This window comes from Bradyrhizobium sediminis, from assembly GCF_018736105.1.
Lineage (GTDB): Bacteria > Pseudomonadota > Alphaproteobacteria > Rhizobiales > Xanthobacteraceae > Bradyrhizobium.
The window spans coordinates 722,187-740,419 of record NZ_CP076135.1 but is presented as its reverse complement, the minus strand read 5'-3'; the positions used below and the strand labels follow the sequence as shown (position 1 = coordinate 740,419).

17 protein-coding genes are annotated in these 18,233 nt (G+C 64.4%); 3 read left to right on the top strand and 14 right to left on the bottom strand.

Features of this window, described 5'->3' with window-relative positions:
- Positions 1-119 precede the first annotated feature (119 nt).
- Positions 120-1,046, bottom strand: a complete 927-nt coding sequence (argF, locus tag KMZ68_RS03545) for an ornithine carbamoyltransferase (RefSeq protein ID WP_215614519.1) — start codon at positions 1,044-1,046, stop codon at positions 120-122.
- The gene (locus KMZ68_RS03540; RefSeq protein ID WP_215614518.1) at positions 1,046-2,254 is read right to left on the bottom strand and encodes an aspartate aminotransferase family protein; all 1,209 of its coding nucleotides are present in this window, start codon (positions 2,252-2,254) and stop codon (positions 1,046-1,048) included. Before KMZ68_RS03540 ends, argF begins: the two co-directional genes overlap by 1 nt.
- 445 nt (positions 2,255-2,699) lie before the next feature.
- Here KMZ68_RS03540 and KMZ68_RS03535 point away from each other — a divergent pair, with 445 nt between their 5' ends.
- Positions 2,700-3,212 (top strand): GcrA family cell cycle regulator, encoded by a 513-nt coding sequence (locus KMZ68_RS03535; RefSeq protein WP_215604706.1) that lies wholly within the window; start codon positions 2,700-2,702, stop codon positions 3,210-3,212.
- Positions 3,213-3,363: 151 nt separating this feature from the next.
- On the opposite strand, the gene phoB is transcribed toward KMZ68_RS03535, so the two are convergent.
- The 10 genes from phoB to KMZ68_RS03485 all read right to left on the bottom strand — a co-directional run bounded on the left by phoB (position 3,364) and on the right by KMZ68_RS03485 (position 13,103).
- Entirely contained in the window at positions 3,364-4,065 is a 702-nt protein-coding gene (phoB, locus tag KMZ68_RS03530; protein WP_215604705.1) for a phosphate regulon transcriptional regulator PhoB, read from the bottom strand.
- A gap of 46 nt (positions 4,066-4,111) precedes the next feature.
- Positions 4,112-4,825 carry a phosphate signaling complex protein PhoU gene (gene phoU, locus KMZ68_RS03525; protein ID WP_215614517.1) on the bottom strand — a complete coding sequence of 238 codons (714 nt, stop codon included), beginning with the start codon at positions 4,823-4,825 and terminating at the stop codon, positions 4,112-4,114.
- A gap of 10 nt (positions 4,826-4,835) precedes the next feature.
- A complete protein-coding gene (gene pstB, locus KMZ68_RS03520) occupies positions 4,836-5,657 on the bottom strand; it encodes a phosphate ABC transporter ATP-binding protein PstB (protein WP_215614516.1) in 822 nt (273 codons plus the stop codon).
- The gene (gene pstA, locus KMZ68_RS03515; RefSeq protein WP_215614515.1) at positions 5,654-6,499 is read right to left on the bottom strand and encodes a phosphate ABC transporter permease PstA; all 846 of its coding nucleotides are present in this window, start codon (positions 6,497-6,499) and stop codon (positions 5,654-5,656) included. Before pstA ends, pstB begins: the two co-directional genes overlap by 4 nt.
- A gap of 2 nt (positions 6,500-6,501) precedes the next feature.
- Entirely contained in the window at positions 6,502-7,500 is a 999-nt protein-coding gene (pstC, locus tag KMZ68_RS03510; protein WP_215614514.1) for a phosphate ABC transporter permease subunit PstC, read from the bottom strand.
- Between the two features lie 106 nt (positions 7,501-7,606).
- The gene (gene pstS, locus KMZ68_RS03505) at positions 7,607-8,617 is read right to left on the bottom strand and encodes a phosphate ABC transporter substrate-binding protein PstS (RefSeq protein ID WP_215614513.1); all 1,011 of its coding nucleotides are present in this window, start codon (positions 8,615-8,617) and stop codon (positions 7,607-7,609) included.
- Between the two features lie 142 nt (positions 8,618-8,759).
- Positions 8,760-10,061 carry an ATP-binding protein gene (locus tag KMZ68_RS03500; protein ID WP_215614512.1) on the bottom strand — a complete coding sequence of 434 codons (1,302 nt, stop codon included), beginning with the start codon at positions 10,059-10,061 and terminating at the stop codon, positions 8,760-8,762.
- Between the two features lie 29 nt (positions 10,062-10,090).
- Positions 10,091-11,149, bottom strand: a complete 1,059-nt coding sequence (locus KMZ68_RS03495) for a lysylphosphatidylglycerol synthase domain-containing protein (RefSeq protein WP_215614511.1) — start codon at positions 11,147-11,149, stop codon at positions 10,091-10,093.
- Between the two features lie 257 nt (positions 11,150-11,406).
- Positions 11,407-11,703 carry a hypothetical protein gene (locus KMZ68_RS03490; protein WP_215614510.1) on the bottom strand — a complete coding sequence of 99 codons (297 nt, stop codon included), beginning with the start codon at positions 11,701-11,703 and terminating at the stop codon, positions 11,407-11,409.
- A gap of 5 nt (positions 11,704-11,708) precedes the next feature.
- Positions 11,709-13,103, bottom strand: a complete 1,395-nt coding sequence (locus KMZ68_RS03485) for an OmpA family protein (protein WP_215614509.1) — start codon at positions 13,101-13,103, stop codon at positions 11,709-11,711.
- A gap of 251 nt (positions 13,104-13,354) precedes the next feature.
- On the opposite strand from KMZ68_RS03485, the gene KMZ68_RS03480 reads away from it, so the two are divergent.
- Entirely contained in the window at positions 13,355-14,413 is a 1,059-nt protein-coding gene (locus tag KMZ68_RS03480; RefSeq protein WP_215614508.1) for a polysaccharide deacetylase family protein, read from the top strand.
- A 206-nt stretch (positions 14,414-14,619) separates the two neighbouring features.
- Positions 14,620-15,426 carry an SDR family oxidoreductase gene (locus tag KMZ68_RS03475; RefSeq protein WP_215614507.1) on the top strand — a complete coding sequence of 269 codons (807 nt, stop codon included), beginning with the start codon at positions 14,620-14,622 and terminating at the stop codon, positions 15,424-15,426.
- 80 nt (positions 15,427-15,506) lie between these two features.
- Here KMZ68_RS03475 and boxB read toward each other — a convergent pair whose 3' ends face one another.
- Both boxB and boxA read right to left on the bottom strand, forming a co-directional pair.
- The gene (boxB, locus tag KMZ68_RS03470) at positions 15,507-16,958 is read right to left on the bottom strand and encodes a benzoyl-CoA 2,3-epoxidase subunit BoxB (protein ID WP_215614506.1); all 1,452 of its coding nucleotides are present in this window, start codon (positions 16,956-16,958) and stop codon (positions 15,507-15,509) included.
- Positions 16,959-17,023: 65 nt separating this feature from the next.
- Positions 17,024-18,229, bottom strand: a complete 1,206-nt coding sequence (gene boxA / locus KMZ68_RS03465; RefSeq protein ID WP_215614505.1) for a benzoyl-CoA 2,3-epoxidase subunit BoxA — start codon at positions 18,227-18,229, stop codon at positions 17,024-17,026.
- Between the last annotated feature and the right edge of the window lie 4 nt (positions 18,230-18,233).

Below are 18,233 nucleotides of genomic sequence, written 5' to 3'. Positions count from 1 at the left end.
GCGGGGAACCATAACCACCGCCGTTAATCGTTGCTCGAAACGTCTACCACATCGCGAAAACGAGAGATCACGCGGTATGGATCCCGGCGTTCGCCGGGACGACGATGCTTAATTTTCGCTCACGCCACCGCATCGAAGCACCAGGCCAAAATACCCTTTTGCGCGTGCAGGCGGTTTTCGGCCTCGTCGAACACCACCGACTGCGGGCCGTCGATCACCTCGTCGGTGACCTCGTCGCCGCGATGCGCGGGCAGGCAATGCATGAACACCGCATCCTTTTTGGCCAGCGACATCAACTTGGCGTTGACCTGGTAGGGCTTCAGCACATTGTGGCGGTGCTCGCCGTCCTTGTCGCCCATCGACACCCAGGTGTCGGTGACGACGCAGTCGGCGCCGCGCACGGCGGCTTCCGGGTCGCTGCCGAGCACGATCGGCGCCTGCGTCGCCTTGATCCAGTCCTTCATCGCCTTGTTCGGCGCGAGCTGCGGCGGGGTGGCGACGTTGAGCTTGAACTTGAAGCGCTCCGCCGCATGCGCCCAGGAGGCCAGCACGTTGTTGTCGTCACCGGTCCAGGCCACGGTGCGGCCCTCGATCGGGCCGCGATGCTCCTCGAAGGTCATCAGATCCGCCATCACCTGGCAGGGATGCGAGCGCCGCGTCAGCCCGTTGATCACGGGCACGGTGGCGTGGGCGGCGAGTTCCAGCAGCGCATCGTGGTTGAGGATGCGGATCATGATGGCGTCGACGTAGCGCGACAGCACGCGCGCGGTGTCGGCGATCGTCTCGCCGCGGCCGAGCTGCATCTCCGCGCCGGTCAGCATGATCGATTCACCGCCGAGCTGGCGCATGCCGACGTCGAACGATACCCGCGTGCGGGTCGAGGGCCGTTCGAAGATCATCGCCAGCGTCTTGCCTTCGAGCGGCTTCTTGGATTTCTCATGCGCCTTCAGCTTCGCCTTCATGGCGACGCTGGCGGCCAGCATGTTGCGCAGCTCCTTGGGCGGCAATTCGTTGATATCGAGGAAATGACGAAGGGCCTTGCTCATCACCCCGCCGCCTTCTTCAACTGGTCGCCCGACAGCGCGATGCAGGCGCGTTCGAGGCGGCTCACGGATTCCTCGATCTCGGCTTCGCTCACGATCAGCGGCGCCAGGAACCGCACCACATTGTCGCCGGCGCCGACCGTGAGCAGTTTCTGGTCGCGCAGCGCCGTGACCAGATCGCCCGAGGGCACTACCGCCTTGACGCCGACCAGGAGGCCTTCGCCGCGAACTTCCGCGAGCACCTCGGGATAACGATCGACCACCGAAGCCAGCTTCTGCTTGAGCAGCAGCGACATCTTCTGCACGTGCTCGAAGAAGCCGGGCTTCAGCATCACATCGAGCACCGCGTTGGCGGCGGCGACCGCCAGCGGATTGCCGCCGAAGGTCGAGCCGTGCGAACCCGGCGTCATGCCGGAGGCGGCCTCCGCGGACGCGAGACAGGCGCCGATCGGAAAACCGCCGCCGAGCGCTTTGGCCAGCGGCATCACGTCGGGCACCACGCCGAGGCGCTTATAGGCAAAGAGATCGCCGGTACGGCCCATGCCGGTCTGCACCTCGTCGAAGATCAGCAGCAGGCCGTTGTCGTCGCAAAGCTGGCGTAGCGCCTTGAAGAATGAATTCGGCGCGGTGCGCACGCCGCCCTCGCCCTGCACCGGCTCGATCAGGATGCCCGCGGTCTGCGGACCGATCGCCTTCTTCACCGCTTCGAGATCGCCATGCGGCACCTGGTCGAAGCCATCCAGCGGCGGTCCGAAGCCTTCGAGATATTTCGCCGAGCCGGTCGCCGCCAGCGTCCCCAGCGTGCGGCCGTGGAACGCGCCTTCGAAGGTGACGAGGCGATAGCGTTCGGGGTGTCCCTTGGCGGCGTGATAACGGCGCGCGATCTTGATCGCGCATTCCATCGCTTCGGCGCCGGAATTGCAGAAGAACACGAAATCGGCAAAGCTCTCTTCGCACAGCCGCGCGGCAAGCTTGTCGCCGTCCGGGCTCTTGAACAGGTTCGACATGTGCCAGAGTTTTGTGGCCTGCTCCTGCAATGCGGCGACCAGATGCGGATGGCAATGGCCGAGCGCATTGACCGCGACGCCGCTGGTGAAATCGAGATAACGCTCGCCGTTGGTCGCGATCAGCCACGCGCCCTCGCCACGCTCGAAACCGAGGTCGACCCTGGCGAATACGGGGAGCAGATGCGACGTCGCGCTCTTGGTCATGGCGATCACTGACGGTTAGGCCGGCCACGATGCGCGCATTGGCGCCATTTGCATCGCAACAAGTCCCGGAAAACAAAACGTGCCGCCTTTTCGGGCGGCACGTGAGAAGCATTCTAGGCGCGCGGCGATAACTGTCAATCGGTCACGCGAAGGCCAAAATGGCCCGTAAGATTGCGGTGCGGCGATATCCGGGCGACGGAACATGTGGACGCAACCGCGCTGACTCTTGCGCGGGAGTCACGCCATATTGTAGCTTCTCCGCTGTCGGGTACGACATCTCGTTGCGGCGGTTCTGATCCTCTAGTCGTTGGTGTTCAGCGTACACGTTCGGGTGCGGTTTTCGCGCCCGGCGAGGGCTAAGGGATTCTGCCGGCAGGGATTTTTGAGATTTGGCATCGCAGCGCCGCCCTCGTACTGGCCGGCGCGACGCGAAGGGAAGAGTGCGATGACGGTATTGACCTGGTCCGACGATCGCGTTGAGCAGTTGAAAAAGCTCTGGGAGGCCGGACTTTCGGCCAGCCAGATCGCCGCGGAACTTGGAAATGTGACGCGGAATGCGGTAATCGGCAAAGTCCACCGGCTCGGCCTGTCCGGCCGCGCCAAGAGCCCCTCCACCTCGGCCGCGCCCCGCCAACGCAAGGCGCGCCCGGCCCAGCACATGATGCGGGTGTCGCGTCCGGTGTCGCGCGGCAATACCGCCTTGGCCCATGCCTTCGAAGTCGAGATGGAGCCGGATCCGATCGCCTACGACAACGTGGTGCCGATGAGCCAGCGGCTGTCGCTGCTGGAATTGAACGAAGCCACCTGCCACTGGCCGGTCGGCGATCCCTCGAGCCCGGAATTCTTCTTCTGCGGCGGCAAGGCGCTGACCAGCCTGCCCTATTGCGCGCACCACTCGCGCATCGCCTACCAGCCGGCCAGCGACCGCCGCCGGCAACCGGCGAAGCCGACGCGGTAAGCTCGGCTGTATCCAACACTTGTCGTCCCGGCGAACGCCGGGACCCATAACCACGGATGTTCGTGGTTATGCCGAGCTGGTGCTCCAGCTTTTCAAACAATCAACATCGGTGGTTTTGGGTCCTCGCTTTCGCGAGGACGACGGCTGGGAATTACTCCGCCTTGGCGAACCTGTCGTCCAGCGCATAACCCGCGCCGCGGACGGTGCGGATCGGGTCCTGCTCGCGGCCGGGGTTGAGCAGTTTGCGCAGGCGGCCGATGTGCACGTCGACGGTGCGCTCGTCGATATAGATGTCGCGGCCCCAGACGCTGTCGAGCAGCTGCTCGCGGCTGAACACTCTCCCGGGATGCTCGAGGAAAAATTCCAGCAGGCGATACTCGGTCGGGCCGAGATCGATCGGGCGGCCGGAGCGCGCGACGCGGCGCTTTTCGCGGTCGAGTTCGAGGTCGCCATAGGTCAGCACGGTGGCCAGCCGCTCGGGACTGGCGCGGCGCAACAGGCCCTTCACCCGCGCCAGCAATTCCGGCACCGAAAAGGGTTTTACGATGTAATCGTCGGCACCGGTGGCGAGCCCGCGCACGCGCTCGCTCTCCTCGCCGCGCGCGGTCAGCATGATGATCGGCAGCTGCCGCGTCTCCGGCCGCGCCCGCAGGCGGCGGCACAGTTCGATGCCGGACAGGCCGGGCAGCATCCAGTCGAGCACGACCAGATCGGGCACGCGCTCCTTCAGCCTCGTGTCGGCGTCGTCGCCGCGCCCGACGGTTTCGACGTCGTAGCCTTCGGCATCGAGGTTGTAGCGCAACAGCGTGGTGAGCGCTTCCTCGTCTTCCACCACCATAATGCGCGCGCTCATATTCCTGGCCTTCTCTGTTGTGATATTCGCTTCACGCGACGCTCTTTCAGTCCGGCACGGTCGCGGCAAAGGTCGTCATGTCGCCTTTCGGGCGCTTGTCGACCATCTGCTGGCCTTCGATCATGTAGAACACGGTTTCCGCGATATTGGTGGCGTGATCGCCGATCCGCTCGATGTTCTTGGCACAGAACATCAGATGGATGCAGAACGAAATATTGCGCGGATCTTCCATCATGTAGGTCAGGAGCTCGCGGAACAGCGAGGTGCAGATGGCGTCGACCTCCTCGTCGCCCTTCCACACGCTCATCGCCGCCGGCAGGTCGTGCGCCGCATAGGCGTCGAGCACGGATTTGATTTGGCCCTGCACGAGGTCGGTCATGTGCTCGAGGCCGCGGATCAGTTTCAGGGGCTGGAAATCGCTCTCCAGCGCCGAGACCCGCTTGCCGATGTTCTTGGCGAGGTCGCCGATCCGCTCCAGATCGATGGCGACCCGCATGGCGCCGACGATCTCGCGCAGGTCCACCGCCATCGGCTGACGCCGGGCGATGGTCAGCACCGCGCGTTCCTCGATGACGTGCTGCAGGTGGTCGATTTCGGCGTCGGCGGCGACGACGCGCTTGCCGAGCGCGACATCCCGGCGGATCAGCGCGTCGACGGAGTCGACGATCATGCGCTCGGTGAGACCGCCCATCTCCGAGACCAGCCGGGTCAATTCCTGCAGATCGCTGTCGAACGCCTTGGCGGTGTGTTCAGAAGCCATTTTTCTCTCCTCAGCCGAACCGGCCGGTGATGTAGTCCTGGGTGCGCCGGTCGCTTGGCGAAGTGAAGATCTTGTTGGTGTCGTCGAATTCGACCAGTTCGCCCAGATACATGAAGGCGGTCTTGTCGGAGACGCGCGCGGCCTGCTGCATATTATGGGTGACGATGGCGATGGTGTAGTCCTCCGCCAGTTCCGTGATCAGTTCCTCGATCTTGGCGGTCGAAATCGGATCGAGCGCCGAGCACGGCTCGTCGAACAGGATCACCTCGGGCCGCACCGCCACGGTGCGGGCGATGCAGAGCCGCTGCTGCTGGCCGCCGGACAGGCTGAGACCGGAGGCGTTGAGCTTGTCCTTGACCTCGTTCCACAGCGCGCCGCCGCGCAGCGCCTTTTCGACCCGGCCGTCCATTTCCGATTTGGAGATCTTCTCATAGAGCCGGATGCCGAACGCGATGTTCTCGTAGATCGTCATCGGAAACGGCGTCGGCTTCTGGAACACCATGCCGACGCGCGCCCGCAGCAGGTTGAGATCGAGCCTGGGATCGAGGATGTTGGTCTGGTCCAGCATCACCTGGCCGGTGGCGCGTTGCCCCGGATACAAATCGTACATCCGGTTGAAGATCCGCAGCAGGGTCGACTTGCCGCAGCCGGACGGCCCGATGAAGGCGGTGACGCGGTGGGTGCCGAGCGCGATGTTGATGTCCTTCAGCGCGTGGTGCTCGCCATAGTAGAAATTCAGACCGCGCGCGGTAATCTTGGCCGGCGCCTCGGGCAACACCACCGACGGGACGGGTCCGCCCGCAGTACTCATCGATACGGAAAGATCGTTCATTTCGCGGTCCTCTCGGCGCCGAGAATGCGTGCGCCAATATTCAGGGCAAGTACGGTCAGGGTGATCAGCAGGGCCCCGCTCCAGGCGAGCTGCTTCCAGTAGACGTAGGGGCTCTGCACGAAGTTGTTGATGGTGACCGGCAGGTTGGCCATGGTCTTGGTCAGATCCAGACTGAAGAACTGGTTGGAGAGCGCGGTGAACAGCAAGGGCGCGGTTTCGCCGGCGACGCGGGCGGTGGCCAGCAATACGCCGGTGATCAGGCCGGCGCGCGCGGCGCGGTAGGCGATACGCTTGATGACCAGCGAACGCGGCAGGCCCAGCGCGCTTGCCGCCTCGCGCAGCGGATTGGGCACCAGGAGCAGCATGTCCTCGGTGGTGCGCACCACCACGGGAATGACGATCACGGCGAGCGCCAGGCAGCCGGCGAAGGCCGAGAACCCGCCCATCGGCACCACGATGGCGCCGTAGATGAACAGGCCGATGATGATCGAGGGCGCGCTCAAGAGGATATCGTTGATGAAGCGGATCACCGAGGTGAGCCGGTCGTTCCTGCCGTACTCGGCCAGATAGGTGCCGGCGAACAGGCCGAGCGGCGCGCCGATGCCGACCCCGATCACGGTCATGATGATCGAACCGGTGATGGCGTTGAGAAGACCGCCTTCGGTCGACCCCGGCGGCGGGGTGTTCTGGGTGAAGATCTGCCAATTGAGCCCGGCAAGGCCGTTGTAGAACAGCGTGAACAGGATCAAGGCCAGCCAGGTGACGCCGAAGATTGCCGCGCCGAGGCACAGGAACTTGATAACGACATCGAAGCGGCGGCGGCGGACGTAAATCGGGTTCATGGTCAGTTCCCCGCCTTCTTTTCCAGCCGCATCAGCATCAGCCGCGCCGAGGCCAGCACCAAGAAGGTCAATACGAACAACAACAGGCCGAGCATGATCAGGCCGGACTGATGCAACCCGTCGCTCTCGGCGAATTCGGATGCGATCGCCGCCGAGATCGTGGTGCCCGGAGAAAACACCGAACCCGTGATGCGGAAGGCATTGCCGATGATGAAGGTCACCGCCATGGTTTCGCCGAGCGCGCGGCCGAGCGCCAGCATGATGCCGCCGATCACGCCGACCCGGGTGTAGGGAATGACCACGTTGCGGACGACTTCCCAGGTGGTGCAGCCGACGCCGTAGGCGGCTTCCTTCAACACCGGCGGCACCGTCTTGAATACGTCGACCGAAATCGCGGTGATGAAGGGCAGCACCATGATCGCGAGAATCAGCGCCGCGTTGAACAGACTGAGATAGGACGGCGGGCCGGCGAAAATCGAGCCGAGCACCGGGACGCCGTCGAACAGGCGGATCATGAACGGCTGGAAGCTATCGGCCAGGAACGGGCCGAGCACGAAGAACCCCCACATGCCGTAGATGATCGAGGGGATGCCGGCGAGCAGCTCTACGGCGATGCCGATCGGGCGGCGCAGCCATTGCGGACAGAGCTCGGTGAGGAAGATCGCAATGCCGAGCCCCACCGGAATCGCGATCAGCATTGCGATGACCGAGGTGACCAGCGTGCCGTAGATCGGACCGAGCGCGCCGAGCACCGGCGGGTCGGCCGACGGCGCCCAGCGCGCGGTGAACAGGAAGGAAAAACCGTACTGCTTCATCGCAGGCCATGCGCCCGCGATCAGCGACAGGATGATGCCGCCGAGGATCAGGAGCACCGAGATCGCGCAGGCACGGGTGATCCAGTAGAAGGTGACGTCGCCGAATTTGAACGCGTTGAGGGCTCTGGCGCGATCGTAAGGCCCGCTGGCTTCCATCACATCGCTCTGAACGGCCATGTCTGCCACGCCAATCCCCTTTTGCACTTTATGCTACTCGACATGAGCCGGCCAGAGCCTGATGCCGCCGGCAGAAGAGGACGGAGGAGAGGCGGACCTCTCCTCCGGAAACACTTCAGCTCTTGATGTCGGCCGACCAGGTCTTCTCGATCAGCTTGACCACGGAGTCCGGCATCGGAATGTAGTCGAGTTCCTCGGCCATCTTGGCGCCCTTGGCGAAGGCCCATTTGAAGAACTTGATGGCTTCGCCCGAAGCCGCCTTGTCGGTGGGCTCCTTGTGCATCAGGATGAAGGTCGCGCCGGTGATCGGCCATGAGGCTTCGCCGGGCTGGTCGGTCAGGATCACGAAGTAGTTCTTGGCACCGGCCCAGTCGGCATTGGCCGCCGCAGCCTGGAATGCCGCAACGGTCGGCTGCACGGTCTTGCCGGCCTTGTTGATGACAGCGCCGTAGGTCAGCTTGTTCTGCTTGGCATAGGCGTATTCGACATAGCCGATCGAATTCTTGGTCTGGCTGACATTGCCGGCGACGCCTTCATTGCCCTTGGCGCCGACGCCGGTCGGCCACTCGACGGCGGTGCCGGAACCTGCCTTGGCCTTCCACTCGGCGTTGGTCTTTGAGAGATAGTCCGTCCAGAGGAACGTGGTGCCGGAGCCGTCCGAGCGGCGCACCACGGTGATGGCGTCGCTGGGCAGCTTCAGCTTCGGATTGAGCTTGGCAATCGCGGGGTCGTTCCAGGTCTTGACCTTGCCCAGATAGATGTCGCCGAGCAGTTCGCCGGAAAACACCAGCTCACCCGGCTTGATGCCTTCGAGGTTCACGACCGGCACCAGGGCGCCCATCGCCTGCGGCCATTGAATCATCCCCTCCTTTTCGAGCTGCTCCGGCTTCAGCGGCATGTCGCTGGCACCGAACGTCACGGTCTTGGCCACGATCTGCTTGATGCCGGCGCCGGAGCCGATCGACTGATAGTTCAGGCCGTTGCCGGTCTCCTTCTTGTAGGCGTCGGCCCATTTCGAATAGAGCGGGAACGGGAACGTAGCGCCCGCGCCCGTGATGTCGGCGGCGAATGCCGACGTCGATGCGGCGACCAGGCCGGCAGCGACGATCGCTTTCATGAAATTCATGGCTGTCTCCATATGGGTGAGCGAAGCGCCTGACGCGCCCGACTGCGCTCACGCCGGTCCGTTTAGGATCGGTACACGTTTGCTTTTACGAAGCTTTCGTGACAGTTGGATGACAGTGACAAGCAATTGAAATCGCTTGTATTTATGCCGATTCCGAAGTCTTCGACTGGGGAAAAGCGGCGGTAAAGGTGGCGCCCTGCTTGGGCACGCTTTCGATCAACAGTCGGCCGCGATGGCGGTTAAGAATATGTTTCACCAGCGATAAACCAAGCCCGGTACCGCCCTGGGCGCGGCTGTCGCCGACATCGACCCGGTAGAACCGCTCGGTCAGCCGCGGCAGGTGTTCCGGCGCGATGCCGGGGCCGAAATCGCGCACCATGACCCGGACTTCCGGCTGGCCTTCGCCCGACACCGCCGAGACCAGCGAGACGATCACCTTGCCGCCGGAGGCGCCGTATTTCAGCGCGTTCTCGACCAGATTCTCGAACAGCCGCAGCAGCTCCTCGCGATCGCCGGCGATCACCACCGGCGTATCCGGCAGGTCGATGTCGATGGCGACCTGACGTTCGCGCGCCAAGGGCTCCAGCCCGTCCGCGACCTGACGGATGATGGGCACGATATCCACCAGCGTGTCGGGGCGGACATGCGCCGACAGTTCGACCCGCGACAGCGACAACAGGTCGTCGATCAGCCGCGCCATCCGCGTGGCCTGGGCGTGCATGATGCCGAGAAAGCGCTCGCGCGCCTTGGCGTCGTCCCTGGCCGGGCCCTGCAGCGTGTCGATGAAGCCCGACAGCGCCGCCAGCGGCGTGCGCAGTTCATGGCTGGCATTGGCGACGAAATCGGCGCGCATCTCCTCGACCCGGCGCAGCGGCGTCTGGTCGTGGAACGTCATCAGCATGCATTTTTCGGTGCCGCCGAACAGCGTCGGCACCGGCACCGGGGTGATGATCAGCTCCATCCAGCGGTCGACCGGCACATGATCGAGATAGGTCGCGCGCCTGGATTCCGTGGTGGCGATGGCCTCGCGCAATGCGGTGATGATCTCGGGCGAGCGCAGCGCGAATTGCGCGAGCTCGTTCTTGCGCAGCGCCGGCGCAAGCTGCGCCGCCGCCGCATTGAGGTGGAGGACGCGGCCGGCGCGGTCGAGCAGCACGGCCGGATCCGGCATGCCGGCGACGACGGCGCTGACGGCTGCGGCTTCGACCGGATTGGCCGCGCGGACATCTTCCCGGGACGCCACGTCGCCATGCAGCCGCCACGGCACCAGCGCAGCCGCGCCGATGCAGAAGAAAACCGCCGCGGCACGCAACGGCGCCAGGTCGCCGAATACGACCAGCACCGTCAGAGCGAGAGCCGCGGCCAGCAGGATGATGGCTGAATGCCGCAGCCGGTCCGGCCACGGCGAGAAAAAGGAAGCAGGAGAAGAATCGTGCAACGCCATCGGGCCGGCTCTCTTCCCGTTCGGGTAGGTCACGTGGTTCCGGTTTCCCCGCGCTCGCGCGCGTATACCGCCCCGTGTTTCGGCGTCACCTCGGGGCCGGGCTCCGCCCGGCGCAGCCGCTTCATCCGCGCGCCGAGGACGACTTCCCGGAACGTCAGCAGGATTACAGATATGACGAACGGCGCAAGGTAATAGAGAACGCGAAACAGCAGCATCCCCGCCAGCAGTTGTTCACGGTCCATCTGCCACAGGCCGACCAGCATGGCCGCGTCGAACACCCCGAGCCCGCCGGGGGAATGGCTGGCGAAGCCCAGAAGCGTCGCCGACACGAAGATCACCGCGACCACGACGAAGCCGACATTGGGTTCATCCGGCACCAGCACGTACATCGCCAGCGCGCAAAAGCTGAGATCGACGATGCCGATCGCGATCTGCAGCAGCGTCAGCGGCCCGCCCGGCAGCGTCACGGTCCAGGGCCCGCGGCCGACCCCCCTCGGTTGCACCCAGACCCAGGCCACATAGGACACCAGCCCGATGATGACGGCGAACGCGGCCAGCCGGTTCAGCCAGGGCGGCAGCTGGTCGATCGAGGCTGCGGCTTCCGGATGATAGGCGATGCCGAGCCCGAGCACCGCGGCATTGCCCAGCCAGAATGTCAGGCCGGCCAGGAAGCAGATCTTGGCGACGTCGATCGCATTCAATCCCCATGCGGAATAGATCCGGTAGCGCACCGCGCCGCCGGTAAAGACGCTGGCGCCGACATTATGCCCGATCGAATAGGAGGTAAACGCGGCGAGCGCGTTGACGCGGTAGGGAACCTCGCAATGGCCGATCGCGCGGACCGCGAACAGGTCATAGAATGTCAGGGTGAAATATCCCGCCGCCACGAACAGCGCCGCCAGCACGATCTGGCGCGGCTCGGTGGCCTTGATGGCGCCGATCACCTCGTTGGTGTCGATGCCGCGCAGCATGTGATAGAGCACGTAGCAAGCGATGCCGATCACCGTGATGCTGATCACAACACCTAGCTTGTGCAGGATTTGCTTCTGGCGCAGAAACGAGATCGCCCTGCGTATTGCTTCCAGCATCTCCACCTCTAACTGCGATCCCACGACGGCGGCTGCCTGACGATCTCTGCCGCCCCGGCGCCACGCCTGCTCCCTGAATTGGAGTGGTAGCGCGTTTTGAGCCGGAGTGGAATTCGCGCAAGCCGAAATAAAACGCGTTCCTTCAATATATTAGGGGGAATTCGTGACACCAGATGGACAGTTTTTGCGGTATTCGCTCCGGCCGGCCGATCCGGTGGCCTGCGAGACTGCGCGGCGGCAATGAAATTTTCGTGACATCATGCCGCTGGCTTGGGCCGCGAGACCACCCAGTCGCGCAGCCAGGATCCCACCGCGCAGCCGGCCAGATACACGGCAAACATGACCAGGCCGAGGTCGAGCCAATAGCCGGGGCGGCCGGGGATCACGCGCGCGACCGCCGCGGCGACCAGCGCCGCCGCCAATCCCGCCAGCCATCGCGCCAGCACCTTCGACACGCCCTGGCCGCGCTGGACCACCGCAATCCAGCCCATGGCAAAGCCCAGCAGCAGCGACGCCAACAGCCAGCCCCAGTGGAATGTCACGAGATAGGCCATCCGCGTTACCTCACCACGAATTCGATGCGGCGGTTCTGCGCCTTGCCGTCTTCGGTATCGTTCGACGCCACCGGCTGGGTGCTGCCGTAGCCGACCGGGGTGAACCGGTTGGCGGGCAGGCCCGCCTTGACCAGAAAATCCATCACCGCCTGCGCGCGCTTTTCGGACAGCGTCTGGTTGGCGGCCGTCTCGCCGGCGCCGTCGGTATGCCCTGCAATCTCGATATTGGCGGTCGGACAGCGCTGCGCGGTTTCGACCAGGCGGTCGAGCAGTCCCGCCGAATCCGCATTGATGGCGTCGCTGCCGGATTCGAAGCGGATTTTCGCCTTGGCCAGCAAGTTCGCAAACAGCTGCTGGCAGACGGTGGCATCCACCGGCGCCGCCGCGGGCTTGACCGAAATTTCAGGCTTGAACTGCCAGCCTTGCGGGAAATCCTTGCCCAGGCCGGCGCGGATCTGGACCGCGGCGGCTTCGTAGAGGGCGTCGCCGGAAAGCTTCACTTCCCGGTCGGACACCACCAGCGTGCCGGTCGACAGCCGTGACAGCGCCCCCAGCGCCGGCACCACCGCGCTGGTGAAGCCCGAGGGTGCGCCGACGCTGGCCTTGAGGTTGTCGACCACCTTTTCGTTGAAGAACTTGCGCCCGGCCGCGACCGCGATCGCCGCATGGACGTTGTTGTCGGGCACATAGCCGGTCAGCGTCACCGTCACCGCGACCGGGTCCTTGTAGGCCTGGAACACATAGGGCGGCGCCTTGATCTCGTTGGCGGCGACCGAAAACCCCTCGGGGAGATTTTTCAGCGCCGCGGCGATGGCTTCCCGGCCGCCGAGGTCGCGCGCCATGCCGGAAAGGCTGACCTTGTCGTCCGAAATCGTGATCTTGCCGTCCTTCAATTTCCCGATCTGATCGAGCAGCAGCAGCGCAGCATTGTCGAAACGCGGCGGCGCGCCCCGCGACAAATTCATCCGGTCGACCACCTCGACCCCGCCGAGCGCCGTTCGGGCGGCCTCGAACAACCTGGCCTTACTGGCCGGCAGGGGCGAACTGCCGCCCAATGTGACCCGGACGACGTCCCGTTCGGCCGACCAGACGAACGGCTTGGCCTCGGGGACCAGCCGGGTTTCGTCATTGACCTGCCGCACACCCGGCACGGCTTCGACCGACGCCACCGCGCTCTGACGGCCTTGTTCGGAAAATGCGTCGGCCGCAAAGGTGACGTCGCGGCCGGCTACCGCGATCCGCCGCTTGTCGAGCACGGTATCCTTGAGTGCGGCATTAGAGCGCGCCGCCAGATCGGCTTCCAACGGCGGGGTGCTGGTCCAGGCCGCGATGGCCCAAAAGACGACCAGTGGAATTGTGCCCGGCCACCATTTGCTGCTCCACCTGAAAAGTCCGTGCATTGGCGTCCTGCGGGGCCTGGCGCCCCATTTTCCGAAATTCGTGAGCTATCGCGGCAACCCCATGACACGAACTTCGGAAACAAAGAAGGGGCACCGGCACACCGGAGAACAGAGAGAAAACAAACCCTTGCGAGGCTGTCAAACTGGAAATAACACGAAAATTGTACGGTGTCGGGGCGCACGCCGGCTAACAGTTTCTTCAGCGGTCACCCGCTAGCTTCAGGCGCACGTCCCAACAGGCCCGACCTGGAATGAAGCAGCTACGCAACAACGTGATCCGGGCTGGCCTGGAAGCACTGTATTTTACCGGCGCGCATTATCTGATGCGGCCGATCTTCGCGGGCGTCGGCGCCATCTTCATGCTGCACCACGTCCGCCCGGCTCGCGACGGCGATTTCCAGCCCAACCACCACCTCGAGGTCACCCCCGACTTCCTGCGCACGATGCTGATGCACCTGCAGTCGCATGACGTCGACGTCATCACCATGGACGAAGTGCACCGGCGGCTGATCGAACGCAATTTTTCGCGGCGTTTCGCCTGCTTCACCCTCGACGACGGCTATCGGGACAACCGGGATTTCGCGCTGCCCGTGATGCGCGAGTTTGACGCACCCCTTGCCGTCTATGTCGCCAGCGATTTCGCCGAAGGCGCCGGGCGGCTATGGTGGGTGGCGCTGGAGCGGGTGATCGCCAAGGCCGCCTCGATCGAGGCCAGGATCGGCGACGTTGCGACCCGCCTCGATACTTCCACCCCGGCCGCCAAGCAGGCGGCGTTCGACCGCATGCACGACTGGCTGCGCTCGCTGCCCGGCGAGATCGACGTTGCGCGCGAGATCACGGCATTGTGCGCGCATCACGGCGTCGACGAGAGCGCGATTTGCCGCGAGCTCTGCATGTCCTGGGATGAATTGAAGCCGTTCGCCGACGAGCCGCTGGTCACGATCGGCGCACACACCATCACCCATTGCAATCTGGCGCGGCAGACCGAGGAAACGGCGGGCCGTGAAATGGCGGTAAGCCGCGCGCGGATCGAAGACGCGCTGCAGCGTCCCGTGCTGCATCTCGCCTATCCCTATGGCGACCGGATCGCGGCCGGCCCGCGCGAATTCGCGCTGGCGCGCGCGGCCGGTTTCAAGACCGCGGTGACGACGCGGCCGGGCATGATCTTTCCCGAAAGCGCCGATCACCTGACCGCGCTGCAGCGGGTCTCGCTCAACGGCAACTACCAGGACGCGCGGATTCTTCCCGTGCTGACCTCAGGCGCGGCCACCGCGGTGTGGAACGGCTTTCGGCGCATCGACGCGGCGTGATTTGGTCCTACGCACCTCTCCCAGCATGCTCCGACCTCATCCTGAGGAGCGCGCCCTGGCGCGCGTCTCGAAGGATGGGCCGCCCTCGTCCTTCGAGACGCCGCGCAAGAGCGCGGCTCCTCAGGATGAGGTCGGAGCTAAGCACCCTTTCTTGACACATAATCACCTTCCGCCCAGAACCATGGCCAAACCGAAGGGAGGGCATCATGTTCAAGGATCTGTTTTCGCTGAAGGGCCGCATTGCGCTGGTGACCGGGGGATCGCGCGGCATCGGCAAGATGATCGCGGCCGGGTTTCTCGCGCAGGGCGCCGCCAAGGTCTACATCACCGCGCGCAAGGCCGCAGCCTGCGAAGCGACGGCGAAGCAGCTTTCGGCCGAATATGGCGGCGAATGCATCGCGCTGCCGATCGATATTTCTACCATGGCCGGCATCGACATGCTGGCGGCGGAGATCAGGAAGCGCGAACCGAAGCTCGACATCCTCGTCAACAATGCGGGTGCGGCCTGGGGGGCCGATTTCGACGAATTTCCGGAGAGCGGCTGGGACAAGGTGATGAACCTCAACGTCAAGACGCCGTTCTTTCTCACCAAGGCGCTGGCCGCACCCTTGCGCGCCGCCGCCACCGCGGACAAGCCCGGCAAGGTGATCAATATCGCTTCCATCGACGGCATCTTCGTCAACCCGATGGAGACCTATTCCTACGCCGCGAGCAAAGCGGGCCTGATTCACCTGACCCGGCGGATGGCGGTGAAACTGATCCGCGACCACATCGTGGTGACCGCGATCGCGCCGGGGCCGTTCAAGTCCGACATGAACAAGGCGGCGCGCGACAATGCCGACGAGGTGTCGACGCGGGTGCCGTCGGGCCGCATCGGCACCGACGAGGACATGGCGGGGGCGGCGATCTATCTCGCCTCGCGCGCCGGCGATTACGTGGTCGGCGCCACCATCGCGGTCGACGGCGGCATCGTCTACGCCAATCCGGGGATCAAGGGCGAGGGCTGGGACTGAGGGGCGACGACGGGTGAATGGCGGGTAACGAATGGCGAATGGAAGTTCCTCCATTCGCTACTCGCCATGCGCCAACTCACTCACGTCTCGATCTTCACATACTCGAAATCGCCGGGCTTGTTGTCGATGCCGACCTTGGGCGGCGAGATCCAGGGCGCGAAGCCGCCGATCTCGGTCACCGGCTGCATCAGCGAGGCGATGAAGTCGCCGTCGTCGGGCGAAGGCAGCCAATCGTTGCGGCGCTTGTTCCAGGTGGCGTCGTCGATCAGGAGGCCGTCGGGCGTGGCATGGACGTCCTTGAACTCGCCGATCTGGCGATGGAACGCGACGTTCGGCAGCGTCAGCTTGAAGTCGTAGCCTGATGTCGAGATGATCTTGTTCCAGCGCAGCAGGCCCTTGACGCAGTCCTGGCTGTAGTCGTCGCGCAGCCGCATGTTGAGCGCGGTGAGCGCCGGCTCGTCGACGCGCTTGATCTCGCCGTTGACCAGCTTGAGCACCGGATAGGTGTCGTTCTTGAGTTGGTGATCGTCCTTGATCTGGGTCTCGTGATAGCGGCCCTTGATGCCGGCATTGAAGGCGTTGGCCGCGTTGGTCGACACCTCCGAGCCGAACAGGTCGAGCGACAGCGTGTAATGCAGGTTGAGCTTCTTCTGGATGGTCGGAAGATCGATCACCCCGAGCGCGCGGACCCGGGCGATGTCGGTAGGGTCGCCGATCCCGGCGGCCTTCATGGCTTCGCAGGTCCGCTGCACCACGCGGCTGATGCCGGTCTCGCCGACGAACATGTGATGCGCCTCTTCGGTCAGCATGAAGCGGCAGGTGCGCGACAACGGATCGAAGCCGGACTGCGCCAGCGAATGCAACTGCATCTTGCCGTCGCGGTCGGTGAAATAGGTGAACATGAAGAACGACAGCCAGTCCGGCGTCGCCTCGTTGAAGGCGCCCAGCATGCGCGGCGCGTCGGCGTCGCCGGAGCGCCGGCGCAACAGATCGTCGGCCTCCTCGCGGCCGTCGCGGCCGAAATATTTCTGCAGCAGATAGACCATGGCCCAGAGATGGCGGCCTTCCTCGACATTGACCTGGAACAGGTTGCGCAGATCGTAGAGCGAGGGCGCGGTCTTGCCGAGATGGCGCTGCTGCTCGACCGAAGCCGGCTCGGTGTCGCCCTGGATCACGATCAGGCGGCGCAGCATGGCGCGATGCTCGCCGGGGACTTCCTGCCAGGCCGGCTCGCCATAATGTTCCCCGAACGGGATGACGCGATTCTCTTCCTGTGGCGCAAGCAGGATGCCCCAGCGGTAATCCGGCATCTTGACGTAGTCGAACTTGGCCCAGCCGCGCGGATCGACCGAATAGGCGGTGCGCAGATAGACCAGCGACTGCTGGAAGCCTTCCGGGCCCATGTCGCCCCACCAGTTCATGTAACCGGGGTGCCAGCCCTCCAGCGCCTTGAGCACCTGCCGGTCCTCGCTGAGATTCACGTTGTTGGGAATCTTGGTGGAGTAGTCGACGTTCATGATGTTGACGTTCATGGCAAGCTCTCCCGTGTCGGGCGGTGTTGTATGGCGCAACCCGCGGCTTCCATCACCAACAGATGCTAATATGTCTCGACATGATAGCGCCCGCTCTCGCGCATGGCGGGTTTCAGCGCCGACCAGTCGAGCGATGCGGCACGGCAGGCATCGGCGAAAGCTTCGTCGACGCCGCTTTCCATGCCCCTGAGCCCGCAAATATAGACGTGTGTATTGGAATCGGCGAGCAGTTTCGCGATTTCCCCGGCCTCGGAGCGGATACGATCCTGCACATAGACGCGAGGCTCGTTCGGCACGCGTGAATAGCAGAAGAATTTTCCGAGCAGTTTCTCCGGCACCTTCTGCAACGGCCCGAAATACGGCAATTCTTCGGGCCGCCGCGCGCCAAAGAACAGCAGCAGCCTGCCCGCGGCGTCCGGCATCGCACGGCGGCGCCGCTCGGTGAAGCCGCGGAACGGTGCGGAACCGGTACCCGTACAGATCATGATGATATTCGCGGCGGGATCGTCCGGCATCAGGAAGGTCGCGCCAAAGGGACCGGTGACCTGGATCTTCGCGCCGCGCGGCAGGTCGCAGAGATAATTCGAGCACAAGCCGCCGTCTACCCGCTTCACGGTAAGCGCGAGGTTGTTGGCGTTCCGCTTCTCGCCGTCGCGCGAACTGGCGACGGAATACAGCCGCGGATGATGGGCATTGCCGCCGGCGTCGACGCCGGGCACCACGATACCGATGCTTTGGCCTTCCAGAACCGGAAACGGCTGATTGCCAAAATCCAGGATGATGTGCCGAATGTCGGAATCCGAGGCCGCATCGGTCAACCGGAAGTTCCCGGTCACGGTCGCGGTTGCAGGCTTGCCGCGGTTGTAGAGATTGACGGTCGGCTTGCCGGCGGAATGCGGGGCAACCGGCTTGCCGCCCAACCCCTTGCGCGCCTCCTCCAGCAGCTTGCTGACGTCGTCCTCCAGCGCATCGATGGCGGCGGCGCCGCCGGCATTGACGGCGACATCCTCCTGCGTCGGCAGTTCGCTCCAGGAAAACTGCTCCTGCAGCGAATAGGGCCTGGTGACCACGCGCCAGTTGTCGATCGACCCGGTGGGACAGGGCGAAATGCAGTCCATGCAGTGATTGCAGATGCCGGCGTCAACGACATAGTTGTTGCCGTCATGCGTCACCGCATCGACCGGACATGTTTCTTCGCAGGTATTGCAGCGAATACATATTTCGGGGTCGATGAGATGCTGCTTGATCACCTCCTGAACAGGCGCGTCCATTTCG